14 protein-coding genes are annotated in these 18,078 nt (G+C 69.4%); 11 read left to right on the top strand and 3 right to left on the bottom strand.

The genetic code is table 11. The annotated features are described in order from the left end of the window. Positions 1 to 214: 214 nt before the first annotated feature. Both glgP and ABN034_RS10635 read left to right on the top strand, forming a co-directional pair. A complete protein-coding gene (gene glgP / locus ABN034_RS10640; protein WP_349690826.1) occupies positions 215 to 2,929 on the top strand; it encodes an alpha-glucan family phosphorylase in 2,715 nt (904 codons plus the stop codon). Between the two features lie 151 nt (positions 2,930 to 3,080). Further along, on the top strand, positions 3,081 to 4,016 hold the full coding sequence (locus tag ABN034_RS10635) for a putative endonuclease domain-containing protein (RefSeq protein ID WP_349690825.1): 936 nt from the start codon (positions 3,081 to 3,083) through the stop codon (positions 4,014 to 4,016). Positions 4,017 to 4,091: 75 nt separating this feature from the next. Here ABN034_RS10635 and valS read toward each other — a convergent pair whose 3' ends face one another. After that, on the bottom strand, positions 4,092 to 6,722 hold the full coding sequence (gene valS / locus ABN034_RS10630; RefSeq protein WP_349690824.1) for a valine--tRNA ligase: 2,631 nt from the start codon (positions 6,720 to 6,722) through the stop codon (positions 4,092 to 4,094). A 267-nt stretch (positions 6,723 to 6,989) separates the two neighbouring features. Between valS and ABN034_RS10625 the strand changes: the two genes are divergently transcribed. Then, complete coding sequence (locus ABN034_RS10625; protein WP_349690823.1) at positions 6,990 to 7,349, top strand: hypothetical protein; 360 nt, start codon at positions 6,990 to 6,992, stop codon at positions 7,347 to 7,349. Continuing rightward, a complete protein-coding gene (locus ABN034_RS10620) occupies positions 7,342 to 7,800 on the top strand; it encodes a hypothetical protein (protein ID WP_349690822.1) in 459 nt (152 codons plus the stop codon). Before ABN034_RS10625 ends, ABN034_RS10620 begins: the two co-directional genes overlap by 8 nt. A gap of 225 nt (positions 7,801 to 8,025) precedes the next feature. Here the strand turns inward: ABN034_RS10620 and ABN034_RS10615 are convergent, their stop codons facing one another. Continuing rightward, on the bottom strand, positions 8,026 to 8,658 hold the full coding sequence (locus tag ABN034_RS10615) for a GNAT family N-acetyltransferase (RefSeq protein WP_349690821.1): 633 nt from the start codon (positions 8,656 to 8,658) through the stop codon (positions 8,026 to 8,028). Positions 8,659 to 8,731: 73 nt separating this feature from the next. Here ABN034_RS10615 and ABN034_RS10610 point away from each other — a divergent pair, with 73 nt between their 5' ends. The 6 genes from ABN034_RS10610 (at position 8,732) to ndk (ending at position 14,703) form a co-directional block, all read left to right on the top strand. Continuing rightward, positions 8,732 to 11,440 carry a valine--tRNA ligase gene (locus tag ABN034_RS10610; RefSeq protein ID WP_349690820.1) on the top strand — a complete coding sequence of 903 codons (2,709 nt, stop codon included), beginning with the start codon at positions 8,732 to 8,734 and terminating at the stop codon, positions 11,438 to 11,440. A 68-nt stretch (positions 11,441 to 11,508) separates the two neighbouring features. Continuing rightward, positions 11,509 to 11,742 (top strand): DUF6364 family protein, encoded by a 234-nt coding sequence (locus ABN034_RS10605; RefSeq protein ID WP_349690819.1) that lies wholly within the window; start codon positions 11,509 to 11,511, stop codon positions 11,740 to 11,742. Between the two features lie 23 nt (positions 11,743 to 11,765). Next, a complete protein-coding gene (locus ABN034_RS10600; RefSeq protein ID WP_349690818.1) occupies positions 11,766 to 12,179 on the top strand; it encodes a PIN domain-containing protein in 414 nt (137 codons plus the stop codon). A 133-nt stretch (positions 12,180 to 12,312) separates the two neighbouring features. Continuing rightward, complete coding sequence (locus ABN034_RS10595) at positions 12,313 to 13,692, top strand: bifunctional folylpolyglutamate synthase/dihydrofolate synthase (RefSeq protein ID WP_349690817.1); 1,380 nt, start codon at positions 12,313 to 12,315, stop codon at positions 13,690 to 13,692. Between the two features lie 10 nt (positions 13,693 to 13,702). Beyond that, on the top strand, positions 13,703 to 14,218 hold the full coding sequence (locus tag ABN034_RS10590) for a DUF4233 domain-containing protein (RefSeq protein ID WP_349690816.1): 516 nt from the start codon (positions 13,703 to 13,705) through the stop codon (positions 14,216 to 14,218). Positions 14,219 to 14,292: 74 nt separating this feature from the next. Further along, complete coding sequence (gene ndk, locus ABN034_RS10585) at positions 14,293 to 14,703, top strand: nucleoside-diphosphate kinase (protein WP_349326091.1); 411 nt, start codon at positions 14,293 to 14,295, stop codon at positions 14,701 to 14,703. A 372-nt stretch (positions 14,704 to 15,075) separates the two neighbouring features. Here the strand turns inward: ndk and ABN034_RS10580 are convergent, their stop codons facing one another. Then, positions 15,076 to 16,740: a glutamate--tRNA ligase gene (locus tag ABN034_RS10580; RefSeq protein ID WP_349690815.1), complete on the bottom strand. Its 1,665-nt coding sequence runs from the start codon at positions 16,738 to 16,740 to the stop codon at positions 15,076 to 15,078. Between the two features lie 199 nt (positions 16,741 to 16,939). Here ABN034_RS10580 and ABN034_RS10575 point away from each other — a divergent pair, with 199 nt between their 5' ends. Further along, positions 16,940 to 17,848, top strand: a complete 909-nt coding sequence (locus tag ABN034_RS10575; RefSeq protein WP_349690814.1) for an ankyrin repeat domain-containing protein — start codon at positions 16,940 to 16,942, stop codon at positions 17,846 to 17,848. Positions 17,849 to 18,078: the final 230 nt, after the last annotated feature.

Raw genomic sequence — 18,078 nt, 5'->3', positions numbered from 1 at the left:
TACTCATCCCAGTATCACGGGTAGAGCCAGGGCATGCTCGGGTTGGGTACGGTTGGCGCCGCGCCGCCAACGCGAGGCCCGCCACGAGGCCGACCAGCAGCAGGTTCATACCCGGGTGGTTCCCCCGGAGCGGCTGCAAAACCTTGCTTGTTCTGCAACGACAGAGCAGGCCCCACGGCGTGTCGGAGATGGCGCTGGGTTAGCGTGTGCCCTCGTGCGTGCCATCCGTCGTTTCACCGTCCGTCCGATGCTCCCCGAGCCGCTCGCGCCGCTCGGCGACCTCGCCCTCAACCTCCGCTGGTCGTGGCACCCGCCCACCCAGGACCTGTTCGCCGCCGTCGACGGCGAGTTGTGGGAGGCGAGCGGCCATGATCCCGTACGCCTGCTGGGCGAGGTCACGGCCGAGCGCCTCGCCGAACTGGGCTCCGACCAGGGCTTCCTGGCCCGCCTCGGAGAGTCCGCGGACGACCTGCGCGACTACCTCACGAGCGACCGTTGGTACCAAGCGCAGGGGCCGGATGCTCCGCGCCAGATTGCGTACTTCTCACCCGAGTTCGGGATCAGCGCGGTGCTTCCGCAGTACTCCGGCGGCCTCGGCATCCTTGCCGGCGACCACCTCAAGGCGGCCAGCGACCTCGGCGTACCGCTGATCGGTGTCGGCCTGCTCTACCGCCACGGCTACTTCGTCCAGTCGCTCTCCCGCGAAGGCTGGCAGCAGGAGCGCTACCCGATCGTCGATCCGCAGGCGATGCCGCTCACGCTGCTCCGCGAGGCGGGCGGTACGCCTGCCCGGGTGAGCGTCGCGCTGCCTGGTGGCCGGCAGCTCGCCGCCCAGATCTGGGTCGCCCAGGTCGGCCGGGCGCCCTTGCTCCTCCTCGACTCCGGCATCGAGGACAACCAGCCCCTCGAACGGGACGTGACCGACCGGCTCTACGGCGGCGGCACCGAGCACCGGCTGCTGCAGGAGATGCTGCTCGGCATCGGCGGCGTACGCGCCCTGCGGGTCTACAGCCGGATCACCGGCGCGACCCCACCGGAGGTGTTCCACACCAACGAGGGCCACGCGGGCTTCCTCGGCCTCGAACGGATCCGGGAGTACGTCGAGGGACACGGCCTCGACTTCGACGCCGCGCTGGAGATCACCCGGGCCGGCACCGTCTTCACCACCCACACTCCGGTCCCTGCCGGCATCGACCGGTTCACCCGCGAGCTCGTGGAGCAGCACTTCACCGTGTGGGCGCGTACGCCGGTGGCCACGTCCGCGTCATGGGAGCGCGGGCACGACGGGTCCGGCGCTGCCGCAGGCTCGGGCTCCGGCGATGGCGGCGCGGTGGGCGCCGGCATCCCGATCGGCCAGGTGCTCGCACTCGGCGCCGAGGACTACGAGGGCGGCGACCCAGGCCTGTTCAACATGGCGGTGATGGGCCTGCGGCTCGGTCAGCGCGCCAACGGCGTCAGCGCCCTGCACGGCGAGGTGAGCCGCGGCATGTTCGCCGGGCTGTGGCCCGGCTTCGACGCCACCGAGCTTCCGGTGATCTCCGTCACCAACGGCGTCCACGCTCCGACCTGGGTCGCCCGGGAGATGAGCGAGCTCGAGGCTGGCGCCGACGGGTCGGGCGATCCTGACGACCGCCTCGCCGGGATCGTCGATGCCCCCGGCACCTGGGACGTCGCCGACCAGATCCCGATGGCGGAGATCTGGTCGGCCAAGGCGAAGCTCCGGGCCCGGCTCGTGGAGTTCTCCCGCGCGCGACTGCGCAAGGCGTGGCTCGCCCGTGGTGCCTCCGAGGCCGAGCTGGGCTGGATCGACGACGCGCTGGACCCGAACGTGCTGACGATCGGCTTCGCCCGGCGGGTTCCTTCGTACAAGCGGCTCACTCTCATGCTCACCGACCGCGAGCGGCTCAAGCGACTGCTGCTCGACCCCGAGCGGCCGATCCAGCTGGTGATCGCCGGCAAGTCGCACCCGGCCGACGACGGTGGCAAGAAGCTCATCCAGGAGATCGTGTGGTTCGCCGACGATCCCGAGGTGCGCCACCGGATCGTCTTCCTGCCCGACTACGACATGTCCCTGGCGCATCCGCTGGTCACCGGCTGCGACGTGTGGCTCAACAACCCGTTGCGCCCGTACGAAGCGTGCGGGACGTCCGGGATGAAGGCGGCACTCAACGGCGGGCTCAACGTCTCGATCCGCGACGGCTGGTGGGACGAGTGGTTCGACGGCGAGAACGGCTGGGCGATCCCGTCCGCCGACGGGGTGGACGACGCCTACCGCCGGGACGAGCTCGAGGCGACCGCGTTGTACGACCTGGTCGAGAACCAGGTCGCGAGGCGCTTCTACGACCGTGACGCCGCCGGCCTGCCGCGCCGCTGGCTGGAGATGGTGCGGCACACGCTGAAGTCGCTCGGGCCGAAGGTGCTGGCGAGCCGGATGGTCGGTGACTACGTACGCGAGCTGTACACGCCGGCGGCCCAGAGCTCCCGGGCGCTCAACTCCTCGTTCGACGGGGCGCGGGCGCTCGCGGCATGGAAGCGCAGCGTGCGTGACGGCTGGTCCGGCGTACGCGTCGACCATGTGGAGTCGACGGGCGCCGGCGATGGCGCCCAACTGGGTGGCTCGGCCGCGTTGCGGGTCTTCGTCAGCCTGGGGTCGCTCGCGCCGGAGGACGTCGACGTGCAGGTGCTGCACGGCCGGGTGGACGACTCCGACCAGCTGAGGGACCCGACCGCGGTGTCGTTGAAGCAGGCCGAGGCGTATGAGGCGGGGCGGTATCGCTACGAAGGGGAGGTCCACTTCGACAGGACCGGCCCCGTCGGCTACACGGTGCGGATCCTGCCGCATCATGAGCGGCTGGCGAGTCCCGCCGAGCTGGGTCTGGTGGCCTGGCCACCCTCGAGTCCCGGCTTCACCAACGGCGACCTCCGCTAGGCGTTCCTGCCCGCGATGACCTGTTGGAGGTTCATCGGCATAGAAGCCGACGAACCTCCAACAACCCGGCAGGCGGGAGGAGTTGTCCACAGCGCGGCGGCTGTGGATGACCGTCTGCACGAGCGGCAGAAGGACGGCACGCTTTCCCTTCATGCCACGAAGTGTGCGAAGGCCCAGCCGTGACGCATTCACCGCGCTCGCCGCCGACCAGGACGGTGTGGTCTCGCGAGCGCAGCTTGCAGACCTCGGTTGGGACGCCGACCACGTCGCGAGCGAGGTGACCGCCAGACGATGGGCGGCGTACGGCCATCGTGCCGTCGTCCTCCATCGCGGTCCGCTCACCACTCGCCAGCGCAGGTGGGTCGCCGTCCTGAACGCGGGTGCGACCGCGACACTCGCTGGACTCACCGCCGCGGAAGAGCTCGGGCTCCGCGGCTTCGAGACCGAAACGATCCATGTCGTCGTAGTCCAGGACGCCTGGGTGCCGCACAGCCACCCCGGCGTCAAGGTGCACGTGTCCCGCCGCTTCGACACCGGCCACCGCCATCCCGCTCGCCTACTTCCGACCGTGCGTATCACCCGGGCGCTCGTGGATGCCGCGGCATGGACAAGGTTCCCGCGCCGGGCGGCAGCGATCGTCACGGCAGGCGTCCAGCAACGACTGGCTCGACCTGATCAGCTGCGTACAGAGCTCGAGGCGGCAGGTCATGTCCGCCACCGGCGCTACCTGCTGGCTGTCCTCCACGACGTCGAAGGCGGTGCCCAGGCGCTGTCCGAGCTGGACTTCGTACGCCTGTGCCGGCGATCTAGTCTCCCAACGCCGGAGCGCCAACGCCGGCGCCGAGGAGCAGATGGCCGGATCCGCTACCTGGACGCGGTGTTCATCCGGCGGGATGGTCGAGTTCTCAACGTCGAGATCGATGGCGCCGCCCACTTCGACGTCCTGGCTGCGTGGGCCGATATGGATCGGGACATCGCGTTGCTGGAACTGGGCGAACCCACGGTCCGGATACCCAGTGCCATCCTTCGGGCCGACCCGCAGGGCGTAGCGAGACGCCTCCGAGCGCTGCTGGACGCACCATTTTGACCAGGTGAGCGCCATAGCGTTGTTGGAGGTTCATCGGCTTCTAGGGCGACGAACCTCCAACAACTGACGAGGCGGTCAGGCGTCGACCGTCACGGCCGTGTCCGCGTCCGGATGCAGGTCGATGACTCCGATCCGGCCGGCGTTGCGGAGGTCCGCAGCCGCTGCGGCGATCCTGTCAAGCTCGGCTTGCGCCCCGCGCACGGTGACCCGGGACAGCTCTGCCTTCATGGAAAGCTTGCGAGCCGACTTCGCTCCGCGGACGGCCGCGAGAACAGTGCTGATCGCGCTCAGGAGGGCTGGGTCGCCGTCCAGGTGGGCGAACTCCTCGCCGCTCGGCCACGACGCACGGTGGATGGAACCTTCCTGCCACCATGACCAGACCTCCTCGGTCACGAACGGCATGTACGGCGCGAAGAGCCGCAGCTGCACCGACAGGGCCAGTGTCAAGGCCGCCTTGGCAGACGTACTCCCCGCGTTGTTCGCACCGCCGTTACCAGCACCGTCCTCGCGACCCTGACCGGCGTACGCACGGTCCTTCACGAGTTCCAGGTAGTCGTCGCAGAAGTCCCAGAAGAACCGCTCCGCCGTCTCCAGGGCGCTCGTGTAGTCGTACGCGTCGAGCGCTTCCGTCGCCGCCCGCACCACCTCGGCCAGTCGGGCGAGCAGGGCACGGTCGAGCGGTTCGGTCACCAGCGTGGGATCGGGCGAGGCCGAGCCGAGCCCGAGCACGAACCTGCTGGCATTGAGGATCTTCGTCGCGAGCCGCCGGCCGACCTTCATCTGCGCCTCGTCGAACGGCGAGTCCAGACCCGGCCGGGCACCGGCTGCCCGCCAGCGCACGGCGTCGGTGCCGTAGCGGTGCAGCACGTCGATCGGCGTACTGGCGTTGCCGGTCGACTTGCCCATCTTCTTGCGGTCGGGGTCCACCACGAAGCCCGAGATCGCCGCACGCTTCCACGGCAGCGAGTCGTGAGCGAGGTGGGAACGCACGACGGTGTCGAAGAGCCAGGTCCGGATGATGTCGTGGGCCTGGGCGTGCAGGTCCATCGGGAACGTCTTCGCCCACAGGTCCGGGTCGCGTTCCCACCCGCAGATGATCTCCGGCGTCAGGGACGAGGTGGCCCAGCTGTCCATGACGTCAGGGTCGGCGATGAACCCACCGGGAACGCCGCGCTGGTCTGCGCGGTAGCCGTCGGGAACGTCCGACGCCGGGTCGACCGGCAGCCGGTCCTCACCAGGCAGGAGCGGCCGGTCGTAGTCCGGATCGCCCGCGGCATTCAGGGGATACCACACCGGGAACGGCACCCCGAAGAACCGTTGCCGGCTGATCAACCAGTCGCCGGTCAGCCCTTCGACCCAGTGTTCGTACCTGTGGCGCATGAAGTCAGGGGTCCAACCCAGCTCGCGACCACGCGCAAGGAGAGCTTGACGTAGCCTCGGATCCGTTCCACCGTTACGGATGTACCACTGCCGGCTGGTCACGATCTCGAGCGGCAGCTCGCCCTTCTCGTAGAACTTCACCGGATGGGTGATCTCACGAGGTTCGCCGATCAGCTCGCCGGACTCGCGCAACAGCTCGACCATCCGCCGCTGTGTCTGCTTGATAGTGTGGCCGGCGAGTTCCGCGTACGCCGTTTTCCCTTGTGGGGCAAGGCCTTCTGGCGGATCGGCGAGGAACCGTCCGTTACGTCCGATCACCGCGCGGATCGGCAGGTCGAGCTCGCGCCACCAGGTGACGTCGGTGGTGTCGCCGAACGTACAGATCATGGCGATCCCGGTGCCCTTCTCGGGATCGGCCAGCCGATGGGCGAGGACCGGGACCCGCGCACCGAACACCGGCGTACGCACGGTCGATCCGAACATCGGCTGGTAGCGCGCGTCATCTGGATGCGCGACGAGTGCGACGCAGGCAGGCAGGAGTTCGGGCCGGGTGGTCTCGATCTCGATCGTGCGGGGGTACTCGTTCGGGCGGGCGTTGTCAGAGCCTTCGTCGGCGTGGAACGCCACACGGTAGAAGGCTCCGGGACGTTCCCTGTCGTCGAGTTCGGCCTGGGCGACCGCGGTCTGGAACGTCACGTCCCACAAGGTCGGTGCCTCCGCCTGGTAGGCCTCGCCGCGGGCCAGGTTGCGCAGAAACGCCCGCTGCGACACCTGGCGGGCCGTTGCGCCGATCGTCGTGTAGAGCTGCGACCAGTCGACCGAGAGCCCGACCTGACGCCAGAGTCGTTCGTAGGCCTGCTCATCCTGCAGGGTCAGAGTTTCGCAGAGTTCGATGAAGTTCCGCCGGGAGATGGCGGTCTGCTGGTCGCGGATCGCCTTGGGGCGCTGGTTACGCGGCGTCGCGACGAGGTTCGGGTCGTACGCCAACGACGGATCGCACCTGACGCCGTAGTAGTTCTGCACCCGGCGTTCGGTGGGCAGGCCGTTGTCGTCCCAGCCCATGGGGTAGAAGACCTCGCGTCCGCGCATGCGCTGGAAGCGGGCCACGATGTCGGTGTGGGTGTAGGAGAAGACGTGGCCGACGTGCAGGTCGCCGGACGCCGTGGGCGGGGGTGTGTTGATCGAGAAGATCTGCTCGGCCGGCGCTGTGGGGTCGAACCGGTAGGTGTCGTTGGCGTCCCAGGAGTGCAGCCACTTGTCCTCGAGACCGTCGAGGGAGGGCCGGGCAGGGATCTGCCGGGAGGTAGGCATGTGGACAGGCAGCATGGATGGCTCACCTTCGAGATGTCGCGGCACGCGTCGTGGGCGTGCCACGGCAAAGGTCGGAAGAACGAGAGGGGTCGGAGAGCGCTCAGAGGCGCGTGGCTACTCGCGCCCGTGCGCTGCCGACGCGGGCGTGGACGCTGTGAGGGTGCGCTCCGTTAGCCATCGGGGCCAATGCTAACCCAAAGCCTCGACCCACCGCAGTTCTACTACCGTACGTAGTACTACAATGCGGGGAAACCTGCATGCCCACCCGACGGAGGAAGCGCGATGATCGGCGTCCTGGTGACCGTGCTCGTGGTGCTGGGGCTGGTGTTTTCCGTAGGTTCGTTGCTGACCGGCCTGCTCAACCGGATCCCGGGGATCGTTCTGGTCGGCGGAGCCGCGCTGCTGGAGCTCGCGCTGATCGGCCAGCTCATCGCCGCGGTCGTGCTGATGCTGAGCGGTGAGCGGCCGGCGGAGTTCGCGACGTTCCTCGCGTACCTCATCGTCTCGGTGCTCGTGCTGCCGATCGCTGTCCTGTGGGCCGCGTCGGAACGCAACCGGTGGAGCGGCGTGGTCCTCGGGGTCGGCGGACTGGTCGTCGTCGTTCTCGTTGTACGCCTGCAACAGGTGTGGGCCGGTGTCTGACGGGCTCGAGACCCCTGACCGGCCTCGACGACCCGGAACGTCGGCGCCGGGCGGCGGCCACCCCAGGTCGACCCGGTCCGGGCCCGGCCGGGTGCTCGTCGCGGTGTACGCGGTCTTCGCGGTGGCCGCCAGCGCCCGGGCGGCGGTCCAGATCGCGTCGCGGTTCGATGAGGCGCCGGTGGCCTACGCACTCTCGGCGTTCTCGGCCATCGTCTACGTGGTGGCGACCGTCGCCCTGGCCCGTGGCGGTCGCGTCGCCCGGCCGGTCGCGTACGCCGCGTGCGGGATCGAACTCGCGGGGGTCCTTGCGATCGGGACGTTCAGCGTCCTCGACCCGGCGGCGTTTCCGGACGAGACGGTGTGGTCGGCGTACGGGCGCGGCTACCTCTTCATCCCGCTCGTCCTCCCCGTCCTCGGCCTGCTCTGGCTCCGGCGCACCGCCCGCGCCTGACGTCGGGCGCGGCGATTGGCCTGGCTGGCCGGGTATGTGGGGACGGAGCCGGGTTCGGCTGTCGGGATGGGGCGGCCATTGGCCTGGCTGGCTGGGTCTGTGGGGAGCGGAGCCGGGTTCGGCTGTCGGAGGGCGCGGCCATTGGCCCTGGCTGACTGGGCCTGTGGAACCTGGAGATGCGTCGACACCTGTTCGGGTGACAACCTGCATGGGCAGCGTGGTCATCTACCGCAGGTGCTTCACCCGCGTCTCGGCGGACTCGTCGACGGCGACGATCTCGTACCCCTCTGAGGCGTAGAGGCGGGCGGCCGGGTTGGCACGCTCCACGCTCAGGCTCAGCCGGGAGACTCCGGCGGCCCTGGCCCGGTCGGCTATCCCGCGCAGCAGGGCCCGCCCGAGGCCACGGCCGCGCCACGACGCCACGACCGCGATGCCGATCTCGGGTACGTCGTCGGCCACGTAGCCGTACCCCGGCTCGGCTGACGAGAAGTACCGCCACCACGCCGCCCCGACCGGCACAGGACCCGTGCCGATCGAATTCGAACCGGCGCCGGTCGACCTCGAAACCGTGCCGGTCGACCCCGAATCGGCGCTGGTCGACGTGGAATCCGCGCCGGTCGCTGTGGGATCTCCGCCGCCGGCCGTGCTCGAGGTCTCCGCGATCACGCCCTGCTCCCCGGACGCCGGCCAGCCTTCGACGTACTTCGCGAGCGCCGGATCGGCCAGCAACTGCGCCATCGTGAAGGGGGTCCGGTCGGGATCCCAGTTGAACGCCTCCAGCGTCATCAGCGCGATGAAGTCGGCGTCGCTGTCCCTCGCCGGTCGTACGACATAGGAGGATTCCGTCGGCTCGCTCACCCGCACGAGTCTGCCGCCGACCCGCCCGACCGCCATCGCGGGGTGGGGCGGGAGGGTCCCTACACTGCACCGCATGAGTGCGCCCGAGCGTCCCGATCCCTCCCCGCAGGCCCCAGCACCGGCTCCCGCGCAGGCCCGAAGCTCAGCGCAGCCCCCGGCGCGCACCCCCGCGCGCGACCTGCCGCAGGCGTTCGCCCCTGGCGAGGTCGAGCAGCGGTTGTACGACCGATGGATCGAGCGCGGGTACTTCTCTGCTGGCGGCGAGAACTCGGACAAGCCGGCGTACTCCATCGTCATCCCACCGCCCAACGTCACCGGCTCCCTGCACGTCGGCCACGCGCTCGACCACACGATCCAGGACGTCCTGGTCCGCCGCCGCAGGATGCAGGGCTACGACGCCCTCTGGCTCCCGGGCATGGACCACGCCGGCATCGCCACCCAGAACGTCGTCGAACGCGAACTCGCCAAGGAAGGACTCTCCCGCCACGACCTCGGCCGGGAGGCGTTCGTCGAGCGCGTCTGGCAGTGGAAAGCCGAGTCCGGTGGCGCGATCCTCGGCCAGATGCGCCGGCTCGGCGACTCGGTCGACTGGAGCCGCGAGTGCTTCACGATGGATGAGAGCCGTTCGCGCGCCGTGCTCACGATGTTCAAGCGGCTGTACGAGGACGACCTGATCTACCGCGCCGAGCGCATCATCAACTGGTGTCCCCGGTGCCTCACCGCGCTCTCCGACATCGAGGTCGAGCACTCCGACGACGACGGCGAGCTGACGTCGATCCGCTACGGCGAAGGGGACGCCTCCGTCGTCGTCGCCACGACACGCCCCGAGACGATGCTCGGCGACACGGCCGTGGCCGTCCACCCGAGCGACGAGCGGTACGCCCACCTGGTCGGCACCGAGGTGGAGCTGCCGTTGACCGGGCGGCGGATCCCGATCGTGGCCGACGTCCACGTGGACCCGGAGTTCGGCACCGGCGCGGTCAAGGTCACACCGGCGCACGACCCCAACGACTTCGAGATCGGCGGCCGGAACGACCTGCCGAGTATCACGATCATGGATGAGCACGGTGTCATCACCGCCCACGGTCCGTTCCAGGGGCTGGACCGGTTCGAGGCACGTCCCGCCGTCGTCGCCGCGCTGCGGGAGCAGAGCCGGATCGTGAAGGAGGTACGCCCGTACCGCCACGCCGTCGGCCACTGCCAGCGCTGCGACACGGTGGTCGAGCCCCGCGTCTCGTTGCAGTGGTTCGTCCGGGTGGAGCCGTTGGCCGCGGCCGCGAGCGACGCCGTACGCGACGGCCGGATCGAGATCCACCCGTCCGAGATGGCGAAGCGGTACTTCTCCTGGGTCGACCACATGCACGACTGGTGCATCTCCCGGCAGCTGTGGTGGGGGCACCGGATTCCCGTCTGGTACGGCCCGGCCGGCGAGGTCCTGTGTGTCGGCCCGGACGACGAGCCTCCCACCGGCGACGGCTGGACCCAGGACGAGGACGTCCTCGACACGTGGTTCTCGTCCGGGCTGTGGCCGGTGTCGACGCTCGGCTGGCCCGACGAGACGCCCGACCTCGCGCGCTACCACCCGACCAGCGTTCTGGTCACCGGCTACGACATCCTCTTCTTCTGGGTGGCGCGGATGGCGATGTTCGGGCTCTACGCCATGCAGGACAAGGGCCCCGTCGACTCCGTCCCCTTCAGGACCGTCGTCCTCCACGGCATGGTCCGCGACGCCCACGGCAAGAAGATGTCGAAGTCGTTCGGCAACGTCGTCGATCCGCTGGACTGGATCACCCGCTACGGCGCCGACGCGACGCGGTTCACCCTGACCCGCGGCGCCAACCCCGGCTCCGACGTACCCGTCAGCGAGGAGTGGTGCCAGGGCTCCCGCAACTTCGCCACCAAGCTGTGGAACGCGACCCGCTTCGCGCTGATGAACGGTGCCGACCCCGCCCTGCCGCTGCCACCCGCCGACCAGCGGTCGGCCGCCGATCGGTGGATCCTCTCCCGGCTGCACCGGCTGATCGCCGACGTCGACGCGTCGTACGAGACCTATGAGTTCGCGAAGGTGTGCGAGGCGATCCAGGCATTTGCGTGGAGCGAGTTCTGCGACTGGTACCTCGAGCTTGCCAAGACGACCTTGACAGCAGGCGGTGCGGCGGCTGACGGCACGCGGGCGGTCCTTGGACACGTGCTCGACCGCCTGCTGCGGCTGCTCCATCCGGTGATGCCGTTCGTGACTGAGGAGCTGTGGCTCGCCGTCACGAGAGGCGAGTCGGTGGTCGTCGCGGAGTGGCCGGCCGCCGACCCGTCGTACGCCGATGACGAGGCGGAGGCGGAGATCGGGTCACTGCAGCGGCTGGTGACCGAGGTCCGGCGCTTCCGGTCAGACCAGGGCCTGAAGCCAGGTCAGCGCGTGCCGGCCCAGCTGGTGGGGATCAACGCGACCGTTCTCGCGTCCCATGAGCGGGCCATTCGTACCCTCCTGCGGCTCGAGGCGCCCGGTGACGGCTTCTCGCGGACGGCATCGGTGCTGATCGAGAACGTCACCGTCGAGCTCGACACCGCCGGCACGATCGACGTCGGCGCCGAGCGCAAGCGCCTCGAGAAGGACCTCGGCAGCGCCCGCAAGGAGCGCGACCAGGCGGGCCGGAAGCTGGACAACGCGGACTTCCTGGCGAAGGCGCCGGCCGCCGTGGTGGAGAAGGTCCGCGGCCAGCTCGCATCCGCCGATGCCGAGATCGCCCGGATCGAGAGCCAGCTGGCCGGTCTGCCCGAAACCTGACGAGATGTTCGGTATGAGGCGGCCGGAATCTCGTGGCTGTGACGTGCTCCACGTGGGAGACTGTGGGCATGAGCAAGCGAAACCTCACCGTCCAACTGGACGAGGAAACGATCGCCAAGGCGCGCGTCCTCGCCGCCAAGCGCGGCACCTCAGTGAGCCAGCTCGTTGCACAGCAGCTTGTCGAGTTGGTCGAGGCTGACGAACGGTACGAAGAGTCATGGCGGCATGCCCGCCGACTTATGGCAGACGCGAAGCCACGGGGAGGCCGGACGTGGAGCAGGGACGACCTGTACGACCGCTGAGACTGGTCCGGCAGCTCACGTTTGTGGATACGAACCTGCTTGTCTATGCCCATGACCTCACGGAGACCAAGAAGCGGCCCGTCGCGCAGGCCACGCTTGAAGAACTATGGCGGACTGCGTCGGGTGTGCTGAGCATCCAGGTCCTGCAGGAGTTCTACGCCACGGCGATCAGGAAATACTCACCACCGATGTCGCCCGCAGAGGCGCGCGAGGTCCTGGCGGTCTACGCCGACTGGCCGCTCGTGCGGCCCGATGCAGGTCTGATCCTGGCCGCCTCGGAGTTGCACGAGCGGCAGTCGGTGTCGTTCTGGGACGCGCTCATCGTGGAAGCCGCGCAACGTGCCGGTGCGAGCAGGTTGCTCACCGAGGACCTCCAGCACGGCCGAACGTTCGGCGCTCTCACCGTGGAGAACCCCTTCGCCGACGCCTCCGGCTAGCGGCACGTCGGTGGACGCGTGATAGTGCGGCCACCCGTCGGCGCGCTGCCAGCTCGATGAACCCCCTCTCACCGCGTGGGCCGACCGGCGCGGAACAATACGTGGGTGACCCAGTCAGCGATCGAAGGCAGGCATGGCCAGTCCTGAGGAGCGTGCGAACGCGAAGTCTGCCGGCTCGGCGTACGTCGAGGCGGAGAAGGCGTTGCTCGGTCGGCTCGCCGAGCACAAGTCGATCGAGCGACCCGACATCGACCGAATCCGCCACCTCTGCGAACTGCTCGGCGACCCGCAGCACTCGGCGCCGGTCATCCACCTGACCGGTACGAACGGCAAGACCACCACGGCCCGGATGATCGACGCGCTGCTCGTGGCGTTCGGCCTGCGAACCGGCCGGCTCACGAGCCCGCATCTGGCCGAGGTGCGCGAGCGGATCAGCCTGTCGGGGGAGCCGGTGGCGCCGGACCGGTTCGTCGACGCGTACGCAGAGCTCGCGCCCTTCCTCGAACTCGCTGACCGCAAGCTCGACCGGCCGCTGTCGTTCTTCGAGGCTTCCACCGCGCTGGGCTTCGCGGTGTTCTCCGACGCACCGGTCGACGTTGCCGTCATCGAGGTCGGTCTCGGCGGCCGATGGGACACCACCAACGTCGCCGATGGCAAGGTGGCCGTGGTCACGCCGGTCGCGGTGGACCACGCGAAGTACCTCGGGAGTACGCCGGCAGAGATCGCGGAGGAGAAGGCCGGCATCATCAAGCAGGGAGCCGTCGCGGTGATCGCCCAGCAGGAGCTGGAGGTCGCCGAGGTCCTGATGCGGCGGGCCGCCGAGGTCGGCGCGAGCGTGGCGCGGGAGGGGCTGGAGTTCGGCGTCGTCGAACGTGAGCTCGCCGTGGGCGGGCAGCAGGTCACGATCCAAGGGCTGTCCGGGACGTACGACGGGATCTACCTCCCGCTGCACGGCGTCCACCAGGCGCACAACGCCGCGTGCGCGCTCGCCGCGGTCGAGGCGTTCCTCGCAGGTGGCGTGACCGAAGGCGAGGGCCTGGACGCCGAGCTTGTCCGGGCCGGCTTCGCGGGGGTGAGCTCACCCGGTCGGCTGGAGGTCGTACGCCGGAGCCCGGCGGTCGTGCTCGACGCCGCCCACAACCCGCATGGCGCGCGGGCGACAGCGGCTGCGGTGGGGGAGGCGTTCTCGTTCGAGCCGCTCGTCGGCTGTGTTGCGATGATGCAGGACAAGGACATCGAAGGCGTGCTGGAGGCGTTCGAGCCGGTGATGGACCGGATCGTGTGTACGCAGAACTCCACCGCCCGGGCGATGCCGGCCGCCGAACTGGCCGAGGTCGCCGTCGACATCTTCGGCGAGGATCGGGTCGAGACGGCCGCGGGCCTCGACGACGCGATCGACCTCGCGGTCCGGCTCGCCGAGGAACAGAGCACCGCCCTCGGCAGCGGCGGCGTCCTCATCACAGGGTCCGTCATCACCGCCGGCGAGGCGCGGGTCCTGCTCGGGGCCGGGTGAGTTGGCGGTCATGCGTCCGGTCCTGTCGGCGATCCTGGTGTTCGAGGCGATCATCGTCGCGCTCGCGATTCCGGTCGCGGTCGCACTGAGTGATGTGGACGGAGGGCTCGCCGGCACGGTGGGTGCGGGACTCGCGGTGGCGTGCCTCGTGGTGACGGGTCTGCTGCGCTACCGGGTGGGGCGGATCGCGGGCTCGGTGTTGCAGGTCGTCGCGATCGGGCTGGGGTTCGTCGTACCGCTGATGTTCCTCCTCGGGGCGATCTTTGCCGTGCTGTGGTTCGTGTGCCTGCGCCTCGACCGCCGGATCACGGCGGAGCGCGCGGAGCGCGAGAACGCTGAACGTGAGGGTGCCGAGCGTGAGGGCGCCGAGCGTGAGGGTGCGGAACGTGAGGGTGCTGAGCGTGAGGGTGCTGAGCGTGAGGGTGCCGAGCGTGAGGTTGCCGAGCGTGAGGTTGCCGAGCGTGAGGGTGCGGAGGGCGCGCCGGCTGAACCGGAGGGCGGGCAGCGGCGAGACCCGGATACGTGAGGGGCGCGCGGTGAGCGTGGCCGCACAGACCCGTTACGCTGCGCACGTTTGATCGCCTCTGGAGGAGTTGACGCGTGTCCGAGCGCACCCTGGTCCTACTCAAGCCCGACGCCGTACGCCGCGGTCTTGTCGGCGAGATCCTTGGCCGATTCGAACGCAAGGGGCTCACCCTTGTCGCCATGGACCTGCGGACGATCGACGGTGCCATGTCGGACCGGCACTACGCCGAGCATGTGGAGAAGGCGTTCTACCCGCCGTTGCGCGACTTCGTGACGAGTGGTCCGCTGGTTGCCGCGGTACTCGAGGGTGACGAGGCGATCGAGGTCGTACGTCTGATGTGCGGTGCGACGGACGCCCGCAAGGCCGCGGCGGGGACGATCCGGGGAGACCTCGCCCTGTCCAACCGAGAGAACCTCGTTCACGGCTCGGACTCGCCCGAGTCGGCGAAGCGTGAGATCGCCCTCTGGTTCCCCCACCTCGCCTGACGGCCTGTTCTCCTCCGCGAACGTCCCGCCGGCGCCGCCTCCCCGTGATCATGAAGCTTTGGCGTGCGTATTGCCCCGTTTCTCTTCATGGTCCGGTTTCGCTTCATGACCGCGCTATGGCCCGGTCTCGCTACCCGGTCTCGCTACCCGGTCTCGCTACCCGGTCTCGCTACCCGGTCTCCTTCGTGGTCCGGAGTCGGAGGTCGCGGAACCACGATCATGAACGCAAACAGAACGGTGAACGTCACGCGGACCTATGACCCCGTTTCCCTTCATGATCACGATCATGATCACGAGGGGATCAGCATTCGTCGGAGGGTAGGCATCTGGGGGTAGGCAACTGTCAACGAACCCGCGACGGGATCAGGCCGCTCAGCCGGAAGCGAGAGCGCGGGTCCGGCGGACGACCTCCTCGGGCCCCAGCGCCTGCGCCACCGCGAAGAGGTCCGGACTCCGCGTCGAACCCGTGAGCGCCACCCGGATCACCTGCGCCGCCTCGCGGATCGACCCCGGATAGGCATCCGGATCCCGCTTGTACTCCTTGGCGTTCTTGGCGAACCCGTGCCGCGCGGCCAGCGTCCGGATCTGACCGAACCACTCCTGCGGGTCGTCGAGTGGCTGGTAGCCGGACGCGAACTCCTCCGCCACCGTGCGTACGAGCTCCGGCGCCAGCCCACCGAGCCGCGGATCAGCGGCGTCGGAGACGACCTCGAACAGCCCCGGGAAGAAGAAGCCGTACGCCGGACGGAAGTCCGACCACTTGCGCAGGTCCTTGCGCGGGTTGTCGACCCCTTCCCGTTCGACCGCGAGCGCACGCAGCGCCAGGTCGCGCTCGCCGTCCAGCACCGCCCGCATTGGCGGGTCGTAGGTCGCTGCCCACTCCTTGACCGCCTCCAGAATCGTCTCGCCGGACAGGGCGGCGATGTGGTCGGCACTGATGTCCTCGAGCTTCACGACGTCGAAGAGTGGACCCGCAACCCCGAACTCGGCCAACGAGATGGGCGTCGCCAGCGCCTCGTCCAGCGGCAGCTCGGCGAGCCGCCCGTTGGCCAGTCCGCGCAGGTAGTGGAGCACCGCCTCCCGGGGATAACCGGCCTCGATGTAGAAGTCGACCGACATCTCCGGGTCCTTGCGCTTGGACAGCTTGCGCTTGCTGCCCCCCTCCTGCTTGAGGAGTGGCGCGATGTGGGCGTACTCCGGCGGCTCGAAGCCCAACGCCTCGAACAGCTGCAGGTGCAGCGGCACCGACGAGATCCACTCCTCGCCTCGGATCACGAGGTTGACCCGCATCAGGTGGTCGTCGACGGCGTGCGCGAAGTGGTAGGTCGGCAGCCGTGGCTCGGTGTCGGACGACTTGAGGATCACGGCGTCGTTGCGGTTGGCCTCGTGCTCCAGCGGGCCGCGGATCGCGTCGACGAAGCGGGTCCGCGCACCGGTCTCGCCCGGCGAGCGGAAGCGCACGACGTATGCCTCCCCGGCGGCGAGCCGCTTCTCGACCTCCTCCGCGGGCGCGTCGCGCCACGTCGCCCATTTGCCGTAGTAGCCCGTGGGAAGCCGCGCCGCCTGCTGTGCTTTCGTGGTGCGTTCGAGGTCCTCCTTGGTGGCGAAGCAGAGGTAGGCCTTGCCTTGGCGGAGCAGCTCACGGACGTACGACTGGTAGATGAGGGAGCGCTGTGTCTGCCGGTACGGACCATAGGCCCCGGACTCTCCGTGTCCGGCTACGCCTTCTGCCTCGTCCGGCGTGATCCCGAAGTACACGAACGCCCGCTCGAACTGTTCGAGCACCCCCGCGACCTCCCGCGCCTGGTCGGTGTCCTCGACGCGGAGGAAGTACACACCATCGGTGGAGTGTGCGATGTCGCGGTCGATCATGGCGACGTACATGAGACCGATGTGCGGCGAGCCGGTGGGTGACGGACCGACCCGGGTGACCTTCGCTCCCTCGGGCAGGTCGCGCGGTGGATAGCGCTGCTCCCAGTCCGCCGGCTCCGGAAGGTCGGCGGGAAAGAGGGCGTCGACGGCGGCGCGGTCGAGCATCGGTGGCGGTCTCCACATTCTGGAAGGGCATGGCTTCGTCGGGGCGGGCTCGGTTCTCCGGCGGGGATCGGCGCGCGACCGGAGACAGCGCCCGCGTACGAAGTCTCTCAGGACCCGGTTGTCGCGATTCGAGTGGTCACCGGAGTCGATCAGGAATCGAGGACCTGTCCTGTCCGCGAGTCGTCGTACGGTGTCGGGCATGACCCACCTCAAGTCTGACCTGGTCGGCCTGTCCGACTACGCCTGGAGCCGGCTGCGGACCCGGCTCACGGGGCTCACGGACGAGGAGTACCTCTGGGATCCCGCGCCCGACTGCTGGTCCGTGCGCGCGGTGGGGGACGGGACCTTCGCCATGGACTCGGCGGCTCTGCCGCCGGAGCCCGCGCCCTTCACCACTGCCGCCTGGCGGATCAGCCACGTCATCGACGTTCTCCAGGCCGAACGTACGGCGACCTGGGTCGACGTTGCGCCGACGCCTGAGGACGGCGAACCGACCGTGCCCGGCACCGCGGCCGACGCACTGCGGGCGCTCGACCGCGCCCACGCCGCCTGGCGCCGCCGGTTGACGGCGGTCGACGAGGACGGGCTGGGTACGACGATGGGCCCGATCGCCGGTCCGTACGCCGCACACACGCGGCTGTCGTTCATCCTGCACATCCTCGACGAGCTCATCCACCACGGTGCCGAGATCGCGGTCGTGCGCGACCTCTACCGTGCGAGTCGGCCGCGGGAGCCGTTCGTTGCCGCCTGCCTGGGGGGTGACGTGGCAGTGGCCGAGGCGTTGCGGGCCGCCGATCCCGGCGTGGTCGACGTGGCGCGGTCCGGCCAACCGGACCTGCTGCGTCTGGCCGCCGCCCGCCAGCGGTGGGATGTCGTACGCCTGCTCGTCGAACTCGGGTTTCCGGTCGACCTCGCGGCGGGCGAACCGGGTGCGTCGGCGCTCCACTACGCCGCCGGGGCGGGCGAGTTCGAGGTGGTCAGGCTTCTCGTCGAGCGCGGTGCCGACCGGGGTGTCGCGGATCCGACGTTCAGCGACACTCCGCGGGGCTGGGCGGCGCACTTCGGCCACGACAAGGTAGCGGCCTATCTCGACGCTCTGCAGGCGTAGCGCGCGCCCCTGCAAATGACCACGCTGAGCAGGTATGTGGTACCCGGCAGCGTGTCGGTGCCTGTCCCGGTGTACAGACGCCTTGCCCGGCCCGGATATTGACCACGCTGAGCAGGCTTGTGGACTCCCGCAAAGTGCCGGCGCCTGTTCCGGCGAGCAGACGCCTGGCTGGCGGGGTGAGTGACCTTGGTGTGCAGGCTTGTGGAGCCTGAGTGACCTTGGTGTGCAGG

Origin of the sequence: Actinopolymorpha sp. B11F2, from assembly GCF_040195635.1 — a bacterium.
Lineage (GTDB): Bacteria > Actinomycetota > Actinomycetes > Propionibacteriales > Actinopolymorphaceae > Thermasporomyces.
The sequence above is the reverse complement of the archived record's forward strand: the minus strand, read 5'-3'. Positions and strand labels throughout refer to the sequence as shown.

Excerpts from the sequence above, each read along its gene's own strand:
- ABN034_RS10595 (WP_349690817.1), top strand. The coding sequence starts at position 12,313 with ATGGCCAGTCCTGAGGAGCGTGCGAACGCGAAGTCTGCCGGCTCGGCG.
- valS (WP_349690824.1), bottom strand. The coding sequence starts at position 6,722 with ATGCTGCCTGTCCACATGCCTACCTCCCGGCAGATCCCTGCCCGGCCC.
- ABN034_RS10580 (WP_349690815.1), bottom strand. The coding sequence starts at position 16,740 with ATGCTCGACCGCGCCGCCGTCGACGCCCTCTTTCCCGCCGACCTTCCG.
- ABN034_RS10610 (WP_349690820.1), top strand. The coding sequence starts at position 8,732 with ATGAGTGCGCCCGAGCGTCCCGATCCCTCCCCGCAGGCCCCAGCACCG.
- ABN034_RS10575 (WP_349690814.1), top strand. The coding sequence starts at position 16,940 with ATGACCCACCTCAAGTCTGACCTGGTCGGCCTGTCCGACTACGCCTGG.
- ABN034_RS10605 (WP_349690819.1), top strand. The coding sequence starts at position 11,509 with ATGAGCAAGCGAAACCTCACCGTCCAACTGGACGAGGAAACGATCGCC.
- ABN034_RS10635 (WP_349690825.1), top strand. The coding sequence starts at position 3,081 with ATGCCACGAAGTGTGCGAAGGCCCAGCCGTGACGCATTCACCGCGCTC.
- ABN034_RS10625 (WP_349690823.1), top strand. The coding sequence starts at position 6,990 with ATGATCGGCGTCCTGGTGACCGTGCTCGTGGTGCTGGGGCTGGTGTTT.
- ABN034_RS10590 (WP_349690816.1), top strand. The coding sequence starts at position 13,703 with ATGCGTCCGGTCCTGTCGGCGATCCTGGTGTTCGAGGCGATCATCGTC.